Here is a 23248-nt window from a genome sequence, read left to right on the forward strand (position 1 = left end):
AGTTACCAAATTTTTTCAACCAATTTTTAACTGTTTGGTCGCCTTGAATACCATATTTAGTTTTAGCTTGAGCTAAACTTAACTGCCCTTGTTCTATTTCTTGAACAACCTGGAGCTTGAAACTTAACGTATAATCTTTCTGAGTACGCTTTACATAAGGATTTGTCATAACGATTGTTTTTTGTGTATCGTTATTTCAGGACGTGACAAATCTTTAAAAAAAACAGCAATTATCATATTGGTGCAAACCATTTTTTTTTCAAACACCCTATTTTCTGCAAAAAAACATATTATAAAAATCAATATTTTGATCTACTTCCCAACAAAAGCCAAATTACAATAGGGGCACCAAATACAGAAGTAATAGCATTAATAGGCAAAATAAAACTCTGCCCCTTAACTTGACTCAATGAATCACATATTAAAAGAAGAATGGCTCCCAATAAAGCGCTTGTGAAAATTAAGGTTTTATGACTACTTGTTCTAAAGATAAGTCTACTAAGATGGGGAACGGCTAAACCAATAAAAGCTATTGGCCCTACAAAGGCTGTACAAACCCCTGCAAGCAAAGCGGTTATAAGAATAATTTGATTGCGTACAAATTTCACCCGCACTCCCATGGAACTTGCATAATTATCCCCGAGCAATAAAGCATCTAGGTTTCTAACTAAAGCAAAACTCCATAAAAACCCTATTAAAGTTATAATACTAAAAAAAACAATACTTGGGTAATCTAAGTTACCTAAACTTCCCATTGACCAAAAACTAAATCTTTTTAAATCTTCAGCCGAGCTAAAATAGCTTAAAATACTAATAAACGCACTTGTAAAACTTCCAAACATCAAACCTACTATTAAGATAGTGACCGTGTTTGCTGCCCGTTGACTCACTAATAAGATCATAAATAACAAAACCGAGCTACCTAAAACCGAAACTATTGCTACCCCATAACTCGATGTAACCAAAGTCAGTAAAGATAAGGGTAAAGTAGAACTAGCCAAAAACAAAATGGCGACTCCCAAACTAGCTCCAGAGCTAATTCCTAAAATATATGGTTCAGCTACCGGATTTCTAAACAAAGTTTGCATCAAAAGCCCACTTACTCCAAGGCAAATCCCTACAAGTACAGCAACTATAGCCTTTGGTAATCTATAATTAATAATAATATATTCCCAGGAAGATTTAATAGGCAGGTCACTAAAGATAAGCTGTAAAATACTTTTAAAAGGAATAGAGACACTGCCAAATGAGATATTACCAATAAAGACAGAAACTAAAATTGCAATAAGTAAGATAATGACTAACCTTCTATTCATTTGGAAGCTGTTTGTAAAATATAGGGGTATAACCTGGGAAAAGCTCCGGATGGAAAATACTTGCTAAATCTTTCAACACAATGTCTGGACGAGCCAAACCTAACTCATAAAAAACAACACCCCCTGTTGCACCTGTGGTTAAAGAAAAAGAATACACTTTTTGATTTTTGAAAGCACTAAAGTTTGCATAATGTGCATTATCATGCTGCATTTGCTTTAATGATGTATAATGACCTGGGTTGATCCAAAACTCAGCATCCTTACCTTTATCAAAAACTGCCTCAAAACTCAAAGCATCGCTACCAGTACCTAAAGTATTAGCCCATAAATAATTACTTTTAGCATCTTTAAAATACTGCGCCGCCCAACTTTGTCCTTGGGGTAAATACCAAACATCTTGATACATACTACCACTTAATACTGTTGGTAAATCCTTTACATGCTTTAATTTTTGCAAAACCTGATTATAATCCGTTACAATTTGATTAAACAAAGTAGTAGCCTTTTGCTGCTTATCATATAAAGCACCAAAAAGCTTAATCCATTCCGCTTTACCCAAAGCACTTTGTTCTACCCAATCTCCATTGTATAAAACTGGTATACCACTTTGGGCAATATTTTGCAATACGCGATTACCTCCATCCATAGCAAAAGCAATTACAACATTTGGATCAATATCTAACAATTGCTCTGTATTGATACTTTCATTTTGTCCGAGTTCTACTATTTCATTTTTTTCTATTAAACTTCGAAAGTTCAACGAAGATATATAATCCAACCCAGGAAACCCTTTTAATGTAGTGGTTTGCTGCAACAATTCTATGGCTGGTAAATGTGTGGTAGAGGTAGCAACCACAGTGGTAACCGGCACCTGTATCTTTGTGTAATTTTTTAAACTATCAGGTAAAGTAGCATCTTTTTTATGTAAGATATATACAAAATTTTCTTTAGCATCCTGCCATGGAGTTTTAACCCTAACAATGGAATATGAATCATAATTTTCTAAAGAAAATCCTTTGGCAAATAATATCTCATTTTTTGCCCTGGCTTGTCTTAGTTCCTCTTGGACTGATAAATTTGATTTCTCTTGACATGAACTAGCACTTAAAAAAACGACAAGGCTAATAAATAAGTAATAAAAAGACTTCATAATTATAATAGGTTTGCAAACAAAAATAACACTTATTGTTTACAGAAATCACAAAAAGTAATAAGACTTTATAAAATTCGATTTCCTTAATAAAAGCAACTTTATAGTATTATATCAAAAAACTCACTACATTTACCTTAGCCTATGATTTAATTTATTAAACAATATATAAAACTATAAATGATCGATTTTTTTGAAACCAAAAATTTCACCAGTAATGCCATGCTATTTTTGTGAGATTATTAATAAAAAGTTTTCTAAGAAATCAAAATAAACCCAGAAAAAAAGATTCACCAAACAAGAAGTATCCTAATCTAAAACAATTTATCTGTAATGATTTATATTACTTATACCTGTTTTAATTAAAAACTGTTACATCTTATGAGAAAAATAATTATCTATACTGCAATTTTGCTATTAACTACTGTACAAATCAGTTTAGCACAATCCGATGAGTTTACAAAATTCGAATCCAACAAACAAGTAAACAGCATTGTAGTGAATAAAAAAATGTTTGATATGATGTCAAACGTAAAAATAGACCCTAACAATTCTACAGAAAAAGATTATTTTGATGCTATAAAGAAAATAAATTCACTTAGAGTATACACAACCACACAGCCTAAAGTGAAAGACCAAATGCTCCTTGCTATTAACCAATACGTTGGTAGTAAAAAATTAAAACAACATGCTTCTAAAAATACACCTGAGGCGACTATAACAATCTACATTAATAATAACGGGACTGAAAAAGATCTAAACAACTTTCTTTCATTCCATGAATCTACAAAGGGGAAAGAACATATAATATTTATTGTAGAAGGACACTTAAGTTTACAAGAAATTAATGCTGTAGCAAAAAAAATGGACCTCCCTATTAAAGAATTTTTATAAAAAAATTAGTAGCATTATTACCTAGATAACACTTGCTGTTAGCTTATCTTCTAAAATGCAAGAACCCTACTATATCCTTTTGATTGAGTTTTTATTCTAAAAACCAAAAAACACTACCTTATAGCCATAGTTTTATATTGATTGCAAAGGTTTTTTAAAAATCAACACTTAAAAGCAAACTCACAGCTTTTATGCTTAATTTAGATTTAAATAAAAAAAAACACAAGGCTAATTAACTAGTTAATTTTTATTTTTTTTAAAATCTATTTTCCAGCAATCAGTTAAACCTAATTTTTTTTCGAACAAATCAACAAGTTAGAAGGAGTCAAAGAATCTTAGATACTTTAACCTTAGAAAAGGTGCTTTTCAAACTATCCATGCCTTACAATACACATTTATCAAGATTTTATTAAACTGCGTTAATAAATCAGTCTTGTCAATTAAGTGTATTTTTTATTTTATCCTAATAATAGGATATTAAATACTTATCTCTATTTACCTATAGCTACGAAAAAATAGCCTAGAAACACTAGTTGAAGGTTAATAACAAATTATATGTCTTCCAAGGTAAATATCCTTTATTTTGTTTTGAACAATACCTATGTCATACCAGAGATAGTTTAACGAATCTAGAAAACACCCTTTTAAGACTAATTTTCACCTATTAGACTAACATTTATCATAAATTTAATTAATTTAATGTTATAAATTAGTGCTAATTAACTAAATTATTTCTATTATGGCTTTAAACAACATTCCTTTGTACAATTTTGGTAACGGAACTTTAATGATAATTATCTTCGTACTGGTTTGTGTTATATTAGTGGTAGCACTATTGCTTTTTATAAGTAGTGGTAAAACCTCTCATCAGGATACCCAGAAAAACAATATTGAAGAATCACAAGACACCTTACCAAAAGAGTAATTTCTGAAAAAATTTTATTTATAAAATAAATTAAAGCTCAGATATTGCATATTTAAATATATCTGCTAATTTTGCGCAACTATTATATTGCTAGTTTATAAACTACCGGTATTGGCTGCGTGGAGGAATTGGTAGACTCGCCATCTTGAGGGGGTGGTGTCGCAAGACGTGTCAGTTCGAATCTGATCGCAGTCACACATTAAAAAGCTTTTATCCTAAACATACCCCAAAAAACCACATATTTTTTGGGGTATGTTTAATTAACTTAATTCAAATTAAATTATACCAATAAAGTTTAATTGGAGTACTTAAACACAGTATTCGATTGTTTTCAAACATAACTTTAAAGAACTTAAATCAAAACATTTTTAATCTACTACTGTAAACTTCTAAAAAAAAGATAGCATTATTTGATGGAATTGCAAATAATAAAAAAAGCCTTACATATTACTGTAAGGCTTTTTTGTGACCCGACTGGGGCTCGAACCCAGGACCCCAACATTAAAAGTGTTGTGCTCTACCAACTGAGCTATCGAGTCGTTACTTTTTTTATAGTTTGTGTAATGACAAACTTTCTTTTATTAGTTAAAAAGAAACCTTAGAAAAAGGATTTTTGTGACCCGACTGGGGCTCGAACCCAGGACCCCAACATTAAAAGTGTTGTGCTCTACCAACTGAGCTATCGAGTCGTTACTTTTTTTATAGTTTGTGTAATGACAAACTTTCTTTTATTAGTTAAAAAGAAACCTTAGAAAAAGGATTTTTGTGACCCGACTGGGGCTCGAACCCAGGACCCCAACATTAAAAGTGTTGTGCTCTACCAACTGAGCTATCGAGTCGTTATTTCAATTCCTAATTGCGGGTGCAAATATAGGACGTTTTTTTATAAAACCACGACAAATTTGTTTTATTTTTGCAATAAATTTCAGCACACATTCTAACTCTCTAAATAACAATACCTTATTTTATGAAAAAAATCGTCCTTGTTGGCTATATGGGCTCAGGCAAATCTACCATAGGAGTAAAACTTGCAGAACAATTAAATTTACCCTTTTTTGATCTTGATCAACAAATCGAAAAACAATACCAAACTACTATTTCAAAAATTTTTCAAGAAAAAGGTGAAATATACTTTAGAAAACTAGAACACATCACCCTTAATAATTTACTTGAAAAGCAAACCCCAATGATAATAAGCTTAGGAGGGGGTACTCCTTGCTATGCCAACAATCACGAATCTTTACAAAGAGATGATGTTTGCTCCATATATTTAAAGGCAAGCATACAAACACTTGCCAATAGGCTAGAAAAAGAAAAAGAGCATCGTCCACTTATTTATAATCACAATGAAGATACTCTTGAAACTTTTATAGCTAAACATTTATTTGATCGTAGTTACTTTTATTACCAAGCAAAAAAAATCCTTGATATAGACAACAAAACAATCTCACAAATTGTTCAAGAAATCATCGACTTATCTAATTAACTTAAATAAGCATATTGCTGATCTTGTTCAAACACTACTTGAATATGCTCTAATAAAGATGTCGATAAAGATATCCCCTTAAAGTCCGCTTTAACGGGATATTTTTTATGATTTCGATCTACTAATACTGCCGTTTTCAATTTCTTAATAGGAACCTCTAAGAAGTGTTTTACTCCATAAATCAAGGTAGCCCCAGAATTTAGAACATCATCTACTAAAACAATACTCTGGTCTTGGTATTCTTTACTTGACAAAGAAGTTTCAATTGGTTTAATTGGATTTTGTTTATCAATTCGTACCTCACATAGTTTTACCTCTATGTCAGAAATCTGCGTTAGAGCCTCTGCTATTTTTTGAGCAAAAACAAAACCACTATTAGCAATTCCCGCTATCACGATTTGTTTCTCATCAAAAAAAGTTTCATAGATTTGGTAAGCAATTCTTTTAATTTTAAAATCTATTTGTTCTTTGTTTAAAATAATATTCTTAGCCATGTTGTTGTTTTTCTATAATAATAAATAATTCTCTATCTGCTCTGGGTTTGATCGAATTATAAGCCCTTTGCATTGTTTTAATATGTAAAGTAGGATAAAATAAAGATTTATAAAGTTCTTTATTTCCACCAAAAGGAGGTTGCTCATTGTTAAATTCACAATCAAATAAAACACCTACTAATTTCCCCTTATCACTGAGTAAATCATTGATTTTACACACATATGCTTCTCTTTTACAAACAGGTAAAGAACAAAAAAAAGTTTGCTCTAAAATAAGATCATACTCTCCAACATGAGCAAAAAAATCACCTATTTCGACCTTTTCCAAAGGAAAATCCTCGTATAGCTCACTGGTTTGAAGTACTCCCTGATTGGTTAAATCTAATCCTGTTACATTGGTAAAACCTTGACTGTACAAATATAATAATTCATATCCATGTCCTAACCCAGGAATTAAAATTCGTATTGTTTTATCTGTTAATTGATCTATGTATTGCTTTAAAGGTGTTGTTATGGCTTTGGCATCCCAAAAAGCCGTTTTATCTAAGTAACGAGCCTCCCAATAATTACTATCCATACCCTTTAATCCTTATCTAACTGATTTTCCAAATCGATATCTTGATCAAAATCTAAAAAATCATTAATTTCTCGAAGATCTTTTTTAGTTGGCCGTCCTGTTCCATTGGCACGATAGTGACTTTGGGCCAATCGTAGCATCTCAATATGTTCAAAGGCCTCGGCTGGGGTGTTATCAGCTCGGTAAATATCCACTAATTTTGCGCCTACTCTATTTAAAGGTATATCCAATACAGTTAACTGATAGACTATTTGATCCTTACGAAGTGTAACTTTATCCTTGGCAAAAACCTCTTTCGATGCCTTGACCTGCTGTCCATTAACCGTAACATGCCCTTTTTTACAAGCCTCAGTGGCTAAGTTTCGTGTCTTGTAATAACGGACACACCACAAAAATTTATCAATACGCATAATTAAATATTAATTTTTACAAACAAAGTACACAAAAATAAAGTAAAATTGTATCTTGCACTACTAAAATGAATCAAAAATGAATAGAATATTTGCTGCTTTAGGTCTCTTTTGTGTGAGCTTAATGCTTACAAATTGTAAAAGTGACGATGGCGGAGCTGGTGGTGAAGTTGTCGTTATTAGAGATACCAAGGAAGTGTATGATGAAAACAAAGGTGCTATATTAGACTACCTAAGTAATAACTACATGATTGAAAACGCAGATGGAAGTATTACATTTGATAGTATAACTAGTCCAAAATACAATGGACAGCGTGTAATTAAAGATGACCCTAGATTAAAGAGTGTTGTCCTTAAAAATGATAAATACTTGGTAAATACAATTAGCACAAGAGTTTATAACTACTACACGGGAACCTACGAAAATAAAATAACGCGCTTAGAATATACCCCGAGTAAGGATGAAGTTGATTATACGGTATATTATTTAACATTAAATCAAGGTCAAGGTGTTACTCCACATGTAATTGATTCAGTATATACAAAGGTTGCAGTAACTAGTTTAAAAAACGAAGTAGTTTCTAATCCGATTCAAGGTAGTTTCTTTTCGTATCCGGAATCAATTTCCGAATACCAAGTTGGAGGCCAAAGAATTGCTCAACTAACATCAGGTGAGAGACAGTTATTACAATTTGTAAAAACCGCTACAAACCTTCAAATGGGTAGTAATGGGATAACTTATGATCCAGGATCGGCTGGGCGAATTATCGGATTCATTCCTTCTGGTCTTTATTTATTTAACCAAAGCAATAGTGTTAAAATTAAATCTTATGAACCAGCCATTGTTGATCTAACAGTTATTAACACTTTAGAAAGAGACCATGATTTAGACGGTATACCTTCCAAATATGAGGTAGAGCCAAGTAAAATTGGTACTGAATTAACTTTAGAAGATTACTTCTCTTATTCTACATCAGGTCATGAACTTACTCCAAATTTTTTAAATGTCGATGATGATGATGATGGAGTTCCTACAAGAATTGAGTTGCAATACTATGACGAATTTGGTATTATCAAACACTACTCATACGATGACCCAAGGCTGAAGATTTGTTCCGATAAATTCAATTACCTGGATAAATCATGCCGACCTTATATAAACGAAGATGGTATTTGGGTTTGGGAACAATTACAAGAAACACAAGATTAAAATATTTGTTGATCATATATAAGCCAGTAACCAGTGTTACTGGCTTTTTACGTCTTGGTAAGTGGTCTGAGAAGAGACAGATATATAATTTTATATTTAAAACTAAATAATAAGTTGAAAACAGATAGTTACTATGATTTTTAATCTTTTTATAAAATTTTCCAAAATCGGTATATTCACCATTGGAGGAGGGCATGCTGTGATTCCCTTAATTGAAAAAGAATTTATAAATGATTATGGCCTAGATAAAGACGATTTTTACCAACTAATTACAATCTCTGAGTCACTTCCCGGGGTATTTGCAACAAATATTGCAGCTTTAACAGGCTACAAAATAGCCGGTAGTAAAGGTGCTATTTCTGCTGCTTTAGGCACTATAATTGCGCCGCTAATTATTATTACTTGTATTGCAAGTTTCTTCGAGCAGTTTCAAGAAAACATCTATGTAGACAAAGCCTTTACAGCCTTAAGACCTGCGGCGGTTGCTTTAATTGTATCCCCCATGTTTTCAATAGCAAAAAGTAACAATTTAACCTTTAAAAAAGCCATTTTTCCTATTTTAGCACTAGTGGCTATGATATTTTTATCTGTTTCTCCTCTTTGGATTATATGTATAGGTATTCTTATGGCATTTATATACTCAATAAACTTAAAAAAATGATCTTCTTACAACTTATATGGGTGTTTTTTAAAATTGGATTATTTGGCTTTGGAGGTGGATATGCAATGCTATCTTTAATCCAACAGGAAGTTGTTGAAAAAAACAAATGGATTAGCTCCGAAGAGTTTATTGATTTAATCGCCATTTCTCAAACCACGCCAGGTCCGATAGGGATTAACTCCGCTACTTATGTGGGTTTTAAGGCCGTACAACAAGCTGGTTATCCTCCAATTATTTGTTTTTTTGCAGGATTAATATGTACCATAGCTGTGTGTCTACCAGCTTTTACCCTGATATTATTTATCTCTTACTGGCTTATTCGCTATAAGACCAATACCTATGTCCAAACTATTTTACAAATTATAGGTCCTCTTAGCTTGGCATTAATAAGTTTTGCTGCTTATAATTTAATGACTCCTAACAACTTCATAGACTACAGTAGTATACTTTTTTTCTTGCTAACTTTGATCCTTAGTGTTAAATACAAATTACATCCGGTTAAAGTAATTTTTATCATATCTGTATTGGGCATTATAGTTTATTAAAATAAATAAAAAAAGGTTCCTCAGAGCGTATCTGAAGAACCTTTAAAAAAGACAATTAACTCGTCTTATATTTATTTATTCTTACGTGCAATAGCCGTTTGAGCTTTTACAACAATTGCTGCTGCATTTAAGCCATATTTATCCATTAACTGCTCAGGGGTCCCCGATTCACCAAATGTATCTTCTACTGCCACAAATTCTTGTGGTAACGGGTTATTAAGTGAAAGTACGCGAGCAACACTTTCTCCTAAACCACCTAAAAAGTTATGCTCTTCGGCAGTTACCACGCAGCCAGTTTTTGCTACTGATTTCAAAATCGCCTGTTCATCTAAAGGCTTAATTGTATGGATATTGATAACCTCGGCTGAAATTCCCTTAGCTGCAAGTTGTTCAGCAGCCTGTAGAGCTTCCCAAACTAAGTGCCCTGTTGCAATAATAGTAACATCATTTCCCTGATTTAATAAAAGTGCCTTTCCTATTTCAAACTTTTGATCAGCTGGAGTAAAGTTAGGTACCACCGGTCTACCAAATCGCAAATATACCGGCCCTTGGAAATCAGCAATTGCTAAAGTGGCAGCTTTTGTTTGATTGTAATCACATGTATTAATAACAGTCATTCCTGGAAGCATTTTCATCAATCCTATATCCTCAAGTATTTGGTGTGTAGCACCGTCTTCTCCAAGGGTTAAACCTGCATGAGATGCACAAATTTTAACATTTTTCTCTGAATATGCTACTGATTGACGTATTTGATCGTACACTCGTCCAGTAGAAAAATTGGCAAAAGTCCCAGTAAAAGGAATTTTTCCTCCAATAGTTAAACCTGCAGCTATTCCAATCATATTAGCTTCTGCTATCCCGATTTGGAAAAAACGTTCTGGATTTTCTTTAATAAATTCATCCATTTTCAATGAACCAATTAAATCCGCACAAAGTGCAACTACGTTCTCATTAGTACGTCCTAATTCTGCTAAACCTGCACCGAATCCTGAGCGTGTATCCTTACTTCCTGTATTTGTATATTTTTTCATTTTTGAGTCAATTTTATAGAATTAGTAATCTCCAAAAGTAGTTTCTGGATTTTGAGATAAAGCTTCCTCCAATTGTGCATCACTTGGAGCTTTACCATGCCATGCATGGGTTCCCATCATAAAATCCACACCATTACCCATCTCTGTATGTAATAACACACAAATAGGTTTAGCATTACCTACTTTTGATTTAGCCTTTTGATATCCTTCTAAAATTGCTTCTATATCATTACCCTTTTCTATATTCAATACATCCCAACCAAAAGCCTCGAATTTAGCTTGGATAGATCCTAAATCTAAAACCTTATCGGTTGGGCCATCAATCTGTTTACCGTTAAGGTCAACTGTCGCAATTAAATTATCAACCTTTTTTGCCGAAGCGTACATAATAGCTTCCCAATTTTGTCCCTCTTGCAATTCACCATCCCCTAGAAGTACATATACCAAATGAGGATCATTATTTAATTTTTTTGCTTGAGCAGCTCCGATTGCTACGGATAAACCCTGACCCAAAGATCCCGATGCCATACGTACTCCAGGTAAATGATCATGAGTAGTTGGGTGTCCTTGTAATCTTGTATTAATTTTTCTAAATGTCGCTAATTCCGAAACTGGAAAATAGCCACTTCTTGCTAGAACACTATAAAAAACCGGAGAAATATGTCCATTGGATAAAAAGAAGATATCTTCCTGATTTCCATCCATTTCAAATCCTTGTTTTCTGTCCATTAAATTTTGATACAGTGTTACTAAGAACTCTGCACATCCAAGGGATCCACCAGGGTGTCCTGAATTCACCGCATGTACCATTCTAAGAATATCTCTTCTTACCTGAGTAGTTAACTCTGTTAATTGTTGTGTGTTCGGTTTCATTATGTTTAATAATAGAATTATTTTCACTACAAATATAGGGTTTATTTGCCTTAATTTTTAGCATTATAACTCCAATAAAAAACCAATACAGGTTTTATTGTTATATTTGTCAAGTTCCTTTATACAGATAGCTTTAATTATTTTCACTTATGACTTCTCCAATTTTACGTACACAAAATCTAACTATTGGATACCCTAAAACATCAAAAAACAAACTAAAGGCTATACAAAGCAATATAAACATTCAATTAAATCAAGGTCAGCTTACTTGTTTATTGGGGGTAAATGGAGTAGGAAAGTCAACGCTAATTAAAACCTTAATAGGTCAAATCAAAGCATTACAAGGAACTATTACTCTCAAAGATCAATTCATTGAGCAATATAATAGCTTAGAGCTTTCAAAAATAATAAGTGTGGTGTTAACCGAAAAGATTCCATTGGATAATCTCAAGGTACATGAACTAGTGCAAATCGGTAGAACTCCTTACTTATCCTGGAAGGCAAAGCTTACTAATGCGGATAAACTAGCAATTGATAAGGCTATAACTTATACAAATATTCAAGAACTACTTCAAAAAGATATCCACAATTTAAGTGATGGACAATTACAAAGAGTTTTAATTGCCAGAGCAATTGCTCAGGATACAGCCGTAATCATATTAGATGAACCATCTAATCACTTAGACTTTCATCATAAGGCTACTTTATTTTCCCTATTAAAAAATTTAGCTTTAAATGAAAACAAAGCGATCCTGTTTTCTTCTCATGATATGGATCTAGCTTTACAATTAAGTGATCAAGCAATCGTTTTAAAACCAAATTACTGTAAGCAAGATACCATTGACAATTTAATAGCTCAACAGGTATTTGATGATTTTTTCACACAAAATAATATATCTTTTATTCCAAAGGAAAAACGATTCGTCTTTAGGCCTTAGTTTTCAAGTCATGCCTTTTATTAGTAGCAATGTTATCAATTGTCCATTTTACTTGCTTTTCAAAAGGTGCTCTTCTAAAAGCACAATCGGTTTTTGCACATATTTCACAAGAAAAACTCTTGCAATCATCCATATGGACAAATAATTCTAGGTCTGTCCCAAATTTCTCTTGTATCTCCGATTCTAATGCTTCTACTTCTTTATGTCCTTGAGCTATATTAAAATACCAAGGAATCGTCATATGACAATCAAAATGTAGAACAGTTCCATATTTTATAATTCGTAAATTATGTAAATCTATCCAATTCTCTTGGCGATTAGCTTGTAAATATTCAACTACATCTTTTAACAACATTTCATCACTCTCATCCATAATTCCAGAGATGGCACCACGTACAATTCTATAACCAGTCACCATTATTATGATGGCAAATAAAAAAGCAACAGCCGAATCCAACCAGTGCAGTTTAGTAAAATAAAGTAAAATCAGACCTAGTATTATCCCCAAAGTAGAATAAGTATCCGATTGCAAATGCCTACCACTTGCCACTAAAGCTAAAGATTTATTCTTTTTCCCTTTAATAATTGCATATCGTCCAACAACAAAATTAACAATAGCACTAAAGGCAATAAGAAGTATTCCATAATCTAATTTCCCAATAGGTTGTGGATGGAAAAAATTCTTCCCAGCTTCCCAAATAATAACAATTCCAGCCATCATAATTAACCCACCTTCAACAGTAGCAGAAATAAACTCTACTTTCCCATGGCCATAAGGGTGATTTTTATCAGCTGGTAAGGATGATAAATACAAACTATACAGACCTACAAAGCCACTAACTACATTAATAATGCTCTCTAGGGCATCGGTTAAAATAGCTACTGAATTTGTTAAATGCCAAGCAAACATCTTTATGGCTAATAAAACTATACCGATTATAGTTACTAGCTTTTGAAATCTATAATTTTCTTTTGCAACTGTACTCATTGATAATTTATCTAAAAAATGTTTCGACCTCGATAACTTGTCCTACATCTAAGTCGTTCAAATGTATATCTCCTACTCTAACGCGAATTAATCGTAAAGTTGGAAATCCAACCTTCGCTGTCATTTTTCTTACCTGCCTAAATTTTCCTTCTGTAAGTACAATGCGAATCCAGCTAGTTGGTCCATGCCTAGAATCTCGTACTCGTCTACCGGGCTTTACCCAATGTGGTAAATCTACTATTCTTTCTACCTCGCATGACTTGGTAAGATAAGATTGTCCCTTAATTCCAATAGTGACACCTTTTTGTAATTCTTGGATTGCCTGAAAAGTGATATCTCCATCCACTTGCACATAGTATTCCTTCTCAAAGCTAGAGCTACGAACTCTTTCACTAACCATCCCATTTGTTGTTAGTAATAATAATCCCTCTGAATTCTCATCCAATCTACCTATAGCCATTGTTGCCTCAGGAAATGGATACAGTTCTCCTAATTTTTTCTTATTACGCTTTTTTTCGTAAATGAATTGACTAATATAACCATGAGGCTTATAAAGAATAAAGTGGCGGTCCGTACTTGTTTTTTTCAATTCTTGTGTTTTATGCATTGTCAGCAAAGGTATATAATAGCCTTGTAAAAACACTTGAAGTTTTCTTATTATTATCTCAAAAAAGCTTATAAGAACAAACTATCACAAAATCCATTAATATGCTCTACATATCTTTGCCCATGATACTCTAATGAAAGCGCTTGAAATCCTTGTAGATGACCACCTTTAAACAACACTACTTGACTCTTATCATTTAAAAACTTAGCTCTATAACTGTCATTAGGAGGAGTTAATCCATCGCGATCACCTGTAAAGTATAAAATCGGCAAACTCAATCTAGAAAGTGCTTTATCATACTCTTTAGCACTACTTGGAACAGAATATTTCTTATCAAGATGCTTTTCAATAACATCTACCACAGCATTAGGGTCAGCCACAAATCCTTCAGCAATTAAATATTGAAAGTTCTCTTGTTGATATGCCAGGGTAGCTGAAATAGTTCCCATAGATAAGGCCCAAACTCCAACAGGCTGCATAAATCGCTGCTTTGTATACTTAATAACACTAACTAAATCAGTAGTAAATTCATCGTAGTACAACTGATCCTTTTTTAATTCAAAATCCGTACTTTCCCCAAACCCTCTATAATCAAACATTACTATGGTATATCCTTTGTTTACCATTTCTAATACTTGACGTATCCAATACGACATATTTCCTGTATCTCCATAGGCTAAGATTAAAACACGGTGAATATCTGCATTAGGTTTAGGAAAACAAATCCAAGACTTTAAACGATAATCATCAGGAGTAATTATTTCAACAGACTCCACTTGAATATCCGAATTCATTGGATGATCTACATACTTTTTATCAGGATCAACGGCTAATGCTACATTAAAAAAAAATAGAAAAATTATAACAATACGCATTTGAAAAAAAATTTATTATCAAATATAGAACTAAATGGCATTACTTGAAAAAATAAAATTCATACACACGTTTTTTGTACTCAAGAACACACCTACACAATTAAGCTAGAATATACCTATTTTTACCACAATAATTTATTATTTTTGTTAGATATTAAAACAATATATTATGCAACATATCATTGATCGTTTCATCAGTTATGTAACTGTTGACACAGAATCTGATCCCTCTTCTACAAGCTGTCCTAGTACGGAAAAGCAATGGGATTTAGCAAATCAACTAGTAGAGGAATTAAAACAAATTGGACTTGAGGATGTTACCATAGATAACCACGCTTATATTATGGCTACCTTACCAAGTAATGTAGATTATCCAGTACCTACTATTGGTTTTATAGCGCACTTTGATACATCTCCTGATTTTTCAGGAGCCAATATTAAACCACAAGTTATTGAAAATTATGATGGAGGTGATATCATTTTAAACAAAGAAGAAAATATTGTTTTATCACCTTCTTATTTCCAGGATTTACTACAATATAAAGGACAGACCCTTATCACCACCGATGGTACAACTCTTTTAGGAGCAGATGACAAGGCTGGTATTACAGAGATTGTAACGGCGATGGAATATCTGATCCAAAATCCACAAATCAAACATGGTAAAATTCGAATTGGTTTTACTCCTGATGAAGAAATAGGTCGTGGAGCACATAAGTTTGATGTTGAAAAATTTGGTGCCAAGTGGGCTTACACAATGGATGGAAGTCAAATTGGAGAGTTAGAATACGAAAATTTCAATGCTGGTTATGCAAAAGTAACTTTCTCTGGAAAAAGTGTACACCCTGGGTACGCTAAAGGCAAAATGATCAACTCTATTTTACTTGCAAATAAATTTATTTCATCATTACCTAAATCCGAGGTACCTGAAAAAACAACTGGATATGAAGGTTTCTTCCATGTAAATAGCATGAATGGGAGTATTGAAAAATCAGAAGTTTCTCTAATTATACGAGATCATGATTTACATCTATACAAACAAAGAAAGAAAACTATCAAAAAATTAGTAAAAAAATTCAACAAGAAATATAACGAAAAATTTGCAGGACCAATCGCACACTTAGAAATGGGAGACCAGTATTTTAACATGCGAGAAAAAGTTGAACCGGTTAAATTTATTGTTGATATTGCTGAACAAGCAATGAAAGAATTGGACATAAAACCTTTAATTAAGGCAATTCGTGGAGGTACCGATGGTTCTCAATTATCTTATATGGGCTTACCTTGTCCTAATATCTTTGCGGGAGGGCACAATTTTCATGGGAAATATGAGTACGTACCAGTACAAAGTATGGTAAAAGCCACACAAGTTATTGTGAAAATTGCTGAATTAACCGCACAAAGAAAAGATCTTTAATAAATCCAGTAAATAATAATGTCCCCAATAGCGAAAGGCCATTGGGGACATTTTTTTTATTTTAGTTTCTCCTTGAACTTGGTATCTTTTGAATCTGTTTTGCTACCATTTATTTTGGATTTGCTAAAAGATGTTTTTTCAAGTCTTGTTCGGCTTCTTTGAGTTCTATTTCTGCTGCTTGACGTTTTTCCTTACCCTCTTGTTGTATCTTTACTATCTCTTCAATAGTACTTATAATATCCGCATTAACTTTTTTAATAGTTTCAATATCAACGATTCCTCTTTCTGTTTCTTTAGCAATCTTAATGGTTGAATCTTTCAGTAACTCGCTGTTCTTAGACAAAAGTTGATTAGTAGCATCATTTACAGCTTGCTGCGCTCCTAAGGCCTGAGAAGATCGAGCTAACCCCAAGGTTAAAACCATCTGATTTTTCCATAATGGTAAGGTATTTACGATACTACTCTGCAACTTTTCCATCAACATCAAGCTATTATTTTGTACCATTCTAATTTGAGGTGAAGACTGAAGTATAACCATTCGTGTTAATTTAAGATCGTGAATCTTACGTTCGAATCTTACAACCTTTTGTTCAAAATCCTTGTATTCTTGAATCTTAGCTTGATCATTTGAGTTCTCAACCACTGCGTACATTTTAGGCAATGTAGACTCACGTAGCTCTAGTAATTTCTGATCTCCAGCTTCTATATATAAAGATAACTCTTTGAAATAGTTCTTATTTTCCTCAAAAAGCTTATCAAACATAGCCACATCTTTCATCATTAATTTATAATGACGTTCTAACTGTACTTCTACAGCATTAATATTATCCTCAACTTTAGTGTATTGAGTCTGTAAACGAGCTATTTTCTTTTTTAACGTATCAAAAAAAGGAAATAAACTTTTTTTATTGGCAATCCCCTCAAAAGACTTAACATCCTGCTTTAGGCCCACAAGAACTTCTGTTGTCTCTCCCAAATCCTTAGTTTGTACATGCTTTAATATTTCACTAGCAAAAGCACTTGCTTTAACTTGACTAGCCGCACCGTATTGTATTACTTCCGTAGTATTATCAAGATTGATACTATTTTTAAAATTCTGTATTTGCTGTAACTCTGCGGGAGTAAAATCTACTTTAATCTCAGGCTCCATTGCCTGGTTATGGGTTAATTCTTGAATATCTTTTTCCATAGTATATAGCTATAATAATCCTTTATTTTTTAAATCGTTCATATAAGTATCGGCTTGGACTTGAATCTCAAAATTACGAAAATTACGTTGATTTTTTAATTCTTCCTCAAAAGCTTTACTCGCCAAGATAATTGTATTTCGTAATTTTTCTTCAGCGGTAACCATAATTTGGTTCTTTATCTTAGCTCGTTCAATTTGCATATACTGCTGTAATATATTTTCAATAGAATAAGCGTGTCTTTCTATAAACAAATTACTGACATGTTTGTTATTGTGGGTGATTTCTTTTGTCAAACCAATCATGTTTTCTATGCATTTTTTTACCTGTTGATTATTAATGATTTCCTGCCAATTTTGTAGACTTGTTACAAAACTAGCAACAGATAACACCTCGGAAATCTCCTTGCGACGCATAAAGTCTATGTAATCATATTGTTCAGACCATTTTAAATGTATTATACTACTTAAATCCACTCTTGTTAAAAAACGTTGTAAATAAATACTTATTACAATAGGTCCTAACAAGTAATTTAATATAAGTACTAAAATAAGCCCTAAATTATTTGGCAGTCCTATCCAAATAAAAATGTACATTAAAACAATAATACTAAATACTACAGCGTATAAAAAACCTGCATATAGTAAAGGTTTTATTTTCGCACGTATTCCCATATATATCATAGATATAAAAGGTATACCTATAGGAATACAAATGCCTAAAATACTTAACCAACTTTGTTTAAGCTCCCATTTTGTAGTTTGTTTTGTGAACCATCCCATTATAACAATCCTTTTGCTTTTAAAAGTGACACATATACTTGAGATTCAGCATCAACTTGTAAAACTTGCCTCTCCACCATATTAGTTATTTCGTTCTCAAAAGCAGTTTTAGCATTTGAGATTACTTGCTTTAAATTACTGACCAATGCGTTGGTTTGGTCGTTTTTTAAATAACTATTATTTAATTCAATATACTGTTGTAGAATACCTAAAATAGACGCACTATGTCTAGCAAAAAAAAGCTCGCTATCATTAGAGTTAGACACAATTATTGCGCAGAGTCTTTCTAATTCTTCTATATCCTTTAATAAAAGACGATCATCTATCTGCTTTTTATAAATATTTAAACCTGCAATAAAACTATCTTGACTAGAAGCTTGTAAACTACCAACATTTAACTGCTGATAAACCTGGTAGTAGCTATAAGATACGTTCTTTTCTAACTCCATATAATTTTTTAAATCTAAACGTTGTAAATATTCCCCTATATGAAATGAAATATAAACTGTATAAACATAAAAACTAATAAAACAAAACGCAATTACATAGGAGGCCTGACTATTGGCTAAAAGAATAAATAAAGCCAGAAACAAAAAAAGAAAATAAAAAATCGCGATGTACAAAGATTGCTTAGTCCATTTAGTCATACTAACCACTGAACCAAAAATTTGAATCGCTAACGGAGTTAATACCCCTAGTGATAATAAACTGGTACCGCCTACTATACCGAGTAACAATAAAGCGTTTTTAACCTCCCAAGATTTGGAGCGATAAGTAAACCAACCCATTAATAAATTTATATAAATTACTTCCTAAAGATACTAAAAACAATAAAAGTAAAAACAAAAAAAGCCCTGATTTACATCAGGGCTTAATTCAATATGAATAAAAAAGATTATTTACCTTTTTCCATTCTTTCTTTTAATTCTGCAAGAGCATCAATATCTCCTAAAGTCGTTTTTTCTGTCGCTGCAGAAGTCGCTTCTTGAGTTTTAACATTTTTCTCTTCTTCCTCACGGAAAATTGCAGTGTGAGAAGCAACTACTCTTTTAAATTCTTTGTTAAATTCAATGATTTTAAATTCAGTAGATTCTCCTTTTTTCAATTTCTTTCCATCTTCTTTTTCTAAGTGACGTGTAGGAATAAACGCAACAACATCATCTTCGAAAACTACAGTAGCACCTTTGTCTACTAACTCAGAAATTTCTCCTTGGTGAACAGTACCTACAGCGTAAGCTGCTTCGTATTTATCCCAAGGGTTAGCTGTAGTTTGTTTATGTCCTAAAGATAATTTACGACCTTCAACGTCTAACTCTAAAACAACTACATCTAATTTATCTCCTACGTTTACAAACTCAGATGGGTGCTTAATTTTCTTAGTCCAAGATAAGTCAGAGATGTAAATTAATCCATCAATTCCTTCTTCTAATTCTACAAATACACCAAAGTTTGTAAAGTTACGTACAATACCAACATGTTTAGAACCTACAGGGTATTTAGCTGTAATGTCAGTCCAAGGGTCTTGAGATAATTGTTTGATTCCTAAAGACATTTTTCTCTCATCTCTATCAAGAGTTAAGATAACTGCTTCTACTTCGTCTCCTACTTTAACAAAATCTTGTGCAGATCTTAAGTGAGTAGACCAAGACATTTCAGATACGTGAATTAATCCTTCAACTCCTTCAGCAACTTCAATAAATGCACCATAGTCAGCTAAAACTACTACTTTTCCTTTTACTTTATCACCAACATTTAAGTTTCCATCTAAAGCATCCCATGGGTGAGCGAAAAGTTGTTTTAAACCTAATTGGATTCTTGTTTTTTCGTCATCGAAATCTAAGATTACAACGTTTAATTTTTGATCTAATTCAAGAACTTCGCTAGGGTGATTAATTCTTGACCAAGATAAGTCAGTAATGTGGATTAATCCATCAACACCTCCTAAGTCAATAAATACACCGTAAGAAGTAATGTTTTTAACAACACCTTCTAACACTTGTCCTTTTTGTAATTGACCGATAATCTCTTTTTTCTGAACTTCGATATCAGCTTCAATAAGAGCTTTGTGTGATACAACAACGTTTTTGAATTCGTGGTTAATTTTAACTACTTTGAACTCCATTGTTTTATTCACATATTGATCATAGTCACGAATAGGTTTAACATCAATTTGAGAACCTGGTAAGAATGCTTCGATTCCAAATACGTCAACGATCATACCACCTTTAGTTCTACATTTCACGAAACCATTAACAATTTCTCCAGTTTCATGAGCTGCAATAACTCTATCCCAAGCTTTGATAGTACGAGCTTTTCTATGAGATAAAACTAATTGTCCGTATTTATCTTCTCTAACGTCGATTAATACTTCTACTTTATCACCTACTTGTAAATTTGGATTGTAACGGAATTCGTTTAATGAAATAACACCTTCAGACTTCGCGTTGATATCTACAATCGCATCTCTGTCAGTAATTCTAACAACAACTCCCTCAACAACTTCCTCGTCATCTGTAGAAATAAACGTTTTGTCTACTAAGTTTTCAAACTCTTTTAATTGACTTTCGTCAACAGCATCAATACCGTTTTCGTAGTTATCCCAGTTAAATTCGTTTAAAAACTCCTCTTGTGTTTTAATGTTTTCAGACATAGCTGATTAAAATTTGTATTCTGTTGTTAGGTAAGCCTCTTAAATCAATTACAAACAAACAGAAGGATTTTACGTATAAAATTAATTACTCTTAGGAAACCTAGTTGATCTAAAAGTTGGGCAAAAGTACGACAAATTTTATTACTACACAATATATTTACATGATTTTAAATCTTAACTCTTTAATAGCAAAATCATTACAAAAAAAGAAACCCCCTGCCATGGCAGGGGGAAATAATAATAATATTTAAAAAGAAAAATTTTAATTACTTAAGTTGTAATTTTAGGTTGCTCATCCTTCTTGGTTTGTTTGCCAAACAAATTCTTGAAAAATTTACTACTACTATAAAGATTCCAATTCATCATAGCCACACTTAACAAAACAATACATAATCCACCAATTTGTAAGCTAGTGATTATATCATCAGTAAAAAAGTAACTCAATGCAACAGCCACCACAGGATTAACATATGCATAGGTACTAACTTCAGTAACAGGACGATTTTGAATTAACCAAATATAAGATCCAAATGCTAAAATAGATCCAAAAGTTATTAAATAACCTAATGAGAACCACCCAGAACTAGTAACTTCTGCAATATAAAAATTACTGAATTCACCATTTAAACTTGCAACTGCACAAAATAAAACTCCTGCGGTTAACATCTGCCAAGCTGTTTTAACCATCACATGTAAATCCTCCCCCTTGTCCATATTCTTATCTTTGGAATACTTAGAAAAAAGTGAACCAGCGGTCCAAGCGATAGAGCCTAGTATCAATAACACCATACAGAATATATTTAAAATTCTTTGGCTTTGATCCCCTGCAATGGTAATTTGTTCAGCAAATAACATTATCACCCCAATAAAACCCAAAACTAGACCAACTACTATTGGCAAACTAGAGAAGTTATTTTTCCATTGTGGCTTATCTAAAATAATAAACCATAATGCCGCCGCCGCCGCCATGATAGCTGCTATCCCACTTGAAACATATTGCTCTGCCCAAATCAGGGCCCCCATGTCTAAAAACAATAACAAAAAACCAGTTATACATGCTTGTTTAACAACAGCTTTATTAAACAATTTAAACCCTTTTAATCTACAAAAAAGGAATAGTATACCGCTAGCGGCCATAAATCGTAAAGACCCCAAAACAAAAGGAGTAAAATCACTAAGAGCCTTATGTATAAAAAAGAAAGTAGATCCCCACACAAAATACACAACTAAGTATGCCATAACCACCGTGGAAGTATTAGCGCTTTTATTAGCAACTGCTTTCATAAATATCTAATTTTTAAAACTGTAATCTATTTTTGAGGTATAATTAACTTATTATCTTCTTTAACTGTCTGTAACACTATAATAGTTCTTGTGGAAATAATTCCGTGTATTCGCGACAAAGAATTTCTCATTAAATGCACCAAAGCCAATGAATCGGTTGTGCGCACTTTAACCATGTAACCATCATCTCCAGCTATATCATGAACTTCAAGAACTTCGGGAATCTCTGCCAATAACCTACCTGTTAACTCATCACCAATAATCTCATCCACTTTAATAAAAATAAATGATAACATTTTCTGGTCTATAGCCTTGGGATTAATCTTCGCATTATACTCTAAGATAACCTCCTTTTGCTCTAACTTCTTTACCCTCTCTAATACTGCAGAAGGGGCCATTCCTACTTCCCGAGCCAATTCAGAGTTATTAATTTTAGCATTATCCTGCATCATTCGAAGGATTTTTAAATCGATTTCATCTAAATTATATTCCATTGCTGTTTTTTCAGAGTGCAAAGATAATCAAAAAGAATTAAATTCGGAAATTAAATAATAATAAAGAATTAAATTTCGCATACATATAATAATTCTGAACTATATACTCTTTAACTATCTTTTCCGTATATAAAAACAGATATAATTAACTATAACTCATTTAAATATGGTAAACTTCATTTTTTTGCTACTTCTAGCTATACTCTAGATAAACCTATAAAGTCAAATTCCAAAAATCTTAAAATAATAAAAAAGAATCTTTGTCAATAATTTAAGTTTAAGCCAAAAAAAAATCCCCAACATTTCTGTTGAGGATTCTTAAAAAAGAAGGGCGGTGTCATACTCTCCCACTGGTTAGCAGTACCATCTGCGCAAGCGGGCTTAACTTCTCTGTTCGAAATGGGAAGAGGTGAGCCCCGCTGCAATAACCACCCTAAATCGGTTGTCATCACTT

At 32.6% G+C, this 23248-nt stretch carries 25 protein-coding genes, 4 tRNA genes and 1 rRNA gene; 9 read left to right on the forward strand and 21 right to left on the reverse strand.

Features of this window, described 5'->3' with window-relative positions; all coding sequences use genetic code 11:
* From ACYSNV_RS12040 to ACYSNV_RS12050, 3 genes are all read right to left on the reverse strand, one after another.
* A partial coding sequence (locus ACYSNV_RS12040; RefSeq protein ID WP_461761064.1) for a transposase occupies positions 1 to 169 on the reverse strand: 169 nt, incomplete at its 3' end.
* A gap of 130 nt (positions 170 to 299) precedes the next feature.
* Positions 300 to 1316 carry an iron chelate uptake ABC transporter family permease subunit gene (locus tag ACYSNV_RS12045; RefSeq protein ID WP_461762791.1) on the reverse strand — a complete coding sequence of 339 codons (1017 nt, stop codon included), beginning with the start codon at positions 1314 to 1316 and terminating at the stop codon, positions 300 to 302.
* The gene (locus ACYSNV_RS12050; protein WP_461762792.1) at positions 1309 to 2466 is read right to left on the reverse strand and encodes an ABC transporter substrate-binding protein; all 1158 of its coding nucleotides are present in this window, start codon (positions 2464 to 2466) and stop codon (positions 1309 to 1311) included. Before ACYSNV_RS12050 ends, ACYSNV_RS12045 begins: the two co-directional genes overlap by 8 nt.
* Before the next feature lie 381 nt (positions 2467 to 2847).
* Between ACYSNV_RS12050 and ACYSNV_RS12055 the strand changes: the two genes are divergently transcribed.
* The 3 genes from ACYSNV_RS12055 to ACYSNV_RS12065 all read left to right on the forward strand — a co-directional run bounded on the left by ACYSNV_RS12055 (position 2848) and on the right by ACYSNV_RS12065 (position 4480).
* Entirely contained in the window at positions 2848 to 3360 is a 513-nt protein-coding gene (locus ACYSNV_RS12055; RefSeq protein ID WP_461762793.1) for a DUF4252 domain-containing protein, read from the forward strand.
* Between the two features lie 739 nt (positions 3361 to 4099).
* Complete coding sequence (locus ACYSNV_RS12060; RefSeq protein WP_461762794.1) at positions 4100 to 4285, forward strand: hypothetical protein; 186 nt, start codon at positions 4100 to 4102, stop codon at positions 4283 to 4285.
* 113 nt (positions 4286 to 4398) lie between these two features.
* A tRNA-Leu gene (locus ACYSNV_RS12065) sits at positions 4399 to 4480 on the forward strand.
* A 271-nt stretch (positions 4481 to 4751) separates the two neighbouring features.
* On the opposite strand, the gene ACYSNV_RS12070 is transcribed toward ACYSNV_RS12065, so the two are convergent.
* The 3 genes from ACYSNV_RS12070 to ACYSNV_RS12080 form a co-directional block, all read right to left on the reverse strand.
* A tRNA-Lys gene (locus ACYSNV_RS12070) sits at positions 4752 to 4824 on the reverse strand.
* 77 nt (positions 4825 to 4901) lie between these two features.
* Positions 4902 to 4974, reverse strand: a tRNA-Lys gene (locus ACYSNV_RS12075).
* 77 nt (positions 4975 to 5051) lie between these two features.
* Positions 5052 to 5124: transfer RNA gene (locus ACYSNV_RS12080), tRNA-Lys, on the reverse strand.
* A gap of 128 nt (positions 5125 to 5252) precedes the next feature.
* Here ACYSNV_RS12080 and ACYSNV_RS12085 point away from each other — a divergent pair.
* Positions 5253 to 5771 carry a shikimate kinase gene (locus tag ACYSNV_RS12085; RefSeq protein ID WP_461762795.1) on the forward strand — a complete coding sequence of 173 codons (519 nt, stop codon included), beginning with the start codon at positions 5253 to 5255 and terminating at the stop codon, positions 5769 to 5771.
* Here the strand turns inward: ACYSNV_RS12085 and ACYSNV_RS12090 are convergent.
* From ACYSNV_RS12090 to ACYSNV_RS12100, 3 genes are read right to left on the reverse strand one after another with little or no spacing between them, the layout of a single operon-like run.
* Positions 5768 to 6265, reverse strand: coding sequence for a phosphoribosyltransferase domain-containing protein (locus ACYSNV_RS12090; RefSeq protein ID WP_461762796.1), 498 nt, complete (start codon positions 6263 to 6265; stop codon positions 5768 to 5770). The genes ACYSNV_RS12085 and ACYSNV_RS12090 overlap by 4 nt on opposite strands.
* A complete protein-coding gene (locus ACYSNV_RS12095) occupies positions 6258 to 6842 on the reverse strand; it encodes a class I SAM-dependent methyltransferase (RefSeq protein WP_461762797.1) in 585 nt (194 codons plus the stop codon). Before ACYSNV_RS12095 ends, ACYSNV_RS12090 begins: the two co-directional genes overlap by 8 nt.
* A 5-nt stretch (positions 6843 to 6847) precedes the next feature.
* Positions 6848 to 7252, reverse strand: a complete 405-nt coding sequence (locus tag ACYSNV_RS12100) for an RNA-binding S4 domain-containing protein (protein WP_461762798.1) — start codon at positions 7250 to 7252, stop codon at positions 6848 to 6850.
* A 79-nt stretch (positions 7253 to 7331) separates the two neighbouring features.
* On the opposite strand from ACYSNV_RS12100, the gene ACYSNV_RS12105 reads away from it, so the two are divergent.
* From ACYSNV_RS12105 to ACYSNV_RS12115, 3 genes are all read left to right on the forward strand, one after another.
* Entirely contained in the window at positions 7332 to 8462 is a 1131-nt protein-coding gene (locus ACYSNV_RS12105) for a hypothetical protein (RefSeq protein WP_461762799.1), read from the forward strand.
* A gap of 133 nt (positions 8463 to 8595) precedes the next feature.
* The gene (locus ACYSNV_RS12110; protein ID WP_461762800.1) at positions 8596 to 9123 is read left to right on the forward strand and encodes a chromate transporter; all 528 of its coding nucleotides are present in this window, start codon (positions 8596 to 8598) and stop codon (positions 9121 to 9123) included.
* Complete coding sequence (locus ACYSNV_RS12115) at positions 9120 to 9668, forward strand: chromate transporter (protein WP_461762801.1); 549 nt, start codon at positions 9120 to 9122, stop codon at positions 9666 to 9668. The genes ACYSNV_RS12110 and ACYSNV_RS12115 overlap by 4 nt, the downstream gene beginning before the upstream one ends.
* Positions 9669 to 9739: 71 nt before the next feature.
* On the opposite strand, the gene ACYSNV_RS12120 is transcribed toward ACYSNV_RS12115, so the two are convergent.
* Complete coding sequence (locus ACYSNV_RS12120; protein WP_461762802.1) at positions 9740 to 10699, reverse strand: transketolase family protein; 960 nt, start codon at positions 10697 to 10699, stop codon at positions 9740 to 9742.
* A gap of 21 nt (positions 10700 to 10720) precedes the next feature.
* On the reverse strand, positions 10721 to 11572 hold the full coding sequence (locus tag ACYSNV_RS12125; protein WP_461762803.1) for a transketolase: 852 nt from the start codon (positions 11570 to 11572) through the stop codon (positions 10721 to 10723).
* Positions 11573 to 11721: 149 nt separating this feature from the next.
* On the opposite strand from ACYSNV_RS12125, the gene ACYSNV_RS12130 reads away from it, so the two are divergent.
* Positions 11722 to 12510 carry an ABC transporter ATP-binding protein gene (locus ACYSNV_RS12130; RefSeq protein WP_461762804.1) on the forward strand — a complete coding sequence of 263 codons (789 nt, stop codon included), beginning with the start codon at positions 11722 to 11724 and terminating at the stop codon, positions 12508 to 12510.
* On the opposite strand, the gene ACYSNV_RS12135 is transcribed toward ACYSNV_RS12130, so the two are convergent.
* The 3 genes from ACYSNV_RS12135 to ACYSNV_RS12145 all read right to left on the reverse strand — a co-directional run bounded on the left by ACYSNV_RS12135 (position 12500) and on the right by ACYSNV_RS12145 (position 14980).
* Positions 12500 to 13498 (reverse strand): cation diffusion facilitator family transporter, encoded by a 999-nt coding sequence (locus ACYSNV_RS12135; protein ID WP_461762805.1) that lies wholly within the window; start codon positions 13496 to 13498, stop codon positions 12500 to 12502. The two genes, ACYSNV_RS12130 and ACYSNV_RS12135, sit on opposite strands and share 11 nt — an antisense overlap.
* A gap of 7 nt (positions 13499 to 13505) precedes the next feature.
* Positions 13506 to 14087, reverse strand: coding sequence for a pseudouridine synthase (locus tag ACYSNV_RS12140; RefSeq protein WP_461762806.1), 582 nt, complete (start codon positions 14085 to 14087; stop codon positions 13506 to 13508).
* An 86-nt stretch (positions 14088 to 14173) separates the two neighbouring features.
* Positions 14174 to 14980 carry an alpha/beta hydrolase family protein gene (locus ACYSNV_RS12145; RefSeq protein WP_461762807.1) on the reverse strand — a complete coding sequence of 269 codons (807 nt, stop codon included), beginning with the start codon at positions 14978 to 14980 and terminating at the stop codon, positions 14174 to 14176.
* A gap of 169 nt (positions 14981 to 15149) precedes the next feature.
* On the opposite strand from ACYSNV_RS12145, the gene pepT reads away from it, so the two are divergent.
* Positions 15150 to 16397 carry a peptidase T gene (gene pepT, locus ACYSNV_RS12150; RefSeq protein WP_461762808.1) on the forward strand — a complete coding sequence of 416 codons (1248 nt, stop codon included), beginning with the start codon at positions 15150 to 15152 and terminating at the stop codon, positions 16395 to 16397.
* A gap of 109 nt (positions 16398 to 16506) precedes the next feature.
* Here pepT and ACYSNV_RS12155 read toward each other — a convergent pair whose 3' ends face one another.
* The 7 genes from ACYSNV_RS12155 to rrf all read right to left on the reverse strand — a co-directional run bounded on the left by ACYSNV_RS12155 (position 16507) and on the right by rrf (position 23230).
* The gene (locus tag ACYSNV_RS12155) at positions 16507 to 17586 is read right to left on the reverse strand and encodes a toxic anion resistance protein (protein ID WP_461762809.1); all 1080 of its coding nucleotides are present in this window, start codon (positions 17584 to 17586) and stop codon (positions 16507 to 16509) included.
* Positions 17587 to 17595: 9 nt separating this feature from the next.
* Entirely contained in the window at positions 17596 to 18366 is a 771-nt protein-coding gene (locus tag ACYSNV_RS12160; protein ID WP_461762810.1) for a hypothetical protein, read from the reverse strand.
* Positions 18366 to 19154, reverse strand: a complete 789-nt coding sequence (locus ACYSNV_RS12165; RefSeq protein WP_461762811.1) for a hypothetical protein — start codon at positions 19152 to 19154, stop codon at positions 18366 to 18368. The genes ACYSNV_RS12160 and ACYSNV_RS12165 overlap by 1 nt, the downstream gene beginning before the upstream one ends.
* Before the next feature lie 107 nt (positions 19155 to 19261).
* Positions 19262 to 21016 carry a 30S ribosomal protein S1 gene (gene rpsA / locus ACYSNV_RS12170; protein WP_461762812.1) on the reverse strand — a complete coding sequence of 585 codons (1755 nt, stop codon included), beginning with the start codon at positions 21014 to 21016 and terminating at the stop codon, positions 19262 to 19264.
* A gap of 270 nt (positions 21017 to 21286) precedes the next feature.
* A complete protein-coding gene (locus tag ACYSNV_RS12175) occupies positions 21287 to 22300 on the reverse strand; it encodes an EamA family transporter (RefSeq protein ID WP_461762813.1) in 1014 nt (337 codons plus the stop codon).
* Between the two features lie 26 nt (positions 22301 to 22326).
* Complete coding sequence (locus ACYSNV_RS12180; RefSeq protein WP_461762814.1) at positions 22327 to 22794, reverse strand: Lrp/AsnC family transcriptional regulator; 468 nt, start codon at positions 22792 to 22794, stop codon at positions 22327 to 22329.
* A gap of 326 nt (positions 22795 to 23120) precedes the next feature.
* Positions 23121 to 23230, reverse strand: a 5S ribosomal RNA gene (gene rrf / locus ACYSNV_RS12185).
* Between the last annotated feature and the right edge of the window lie 18 nt (positions 23231 to 23248).

The organism is Myroides sp. LJL119 (assembly GCF_054871605.1).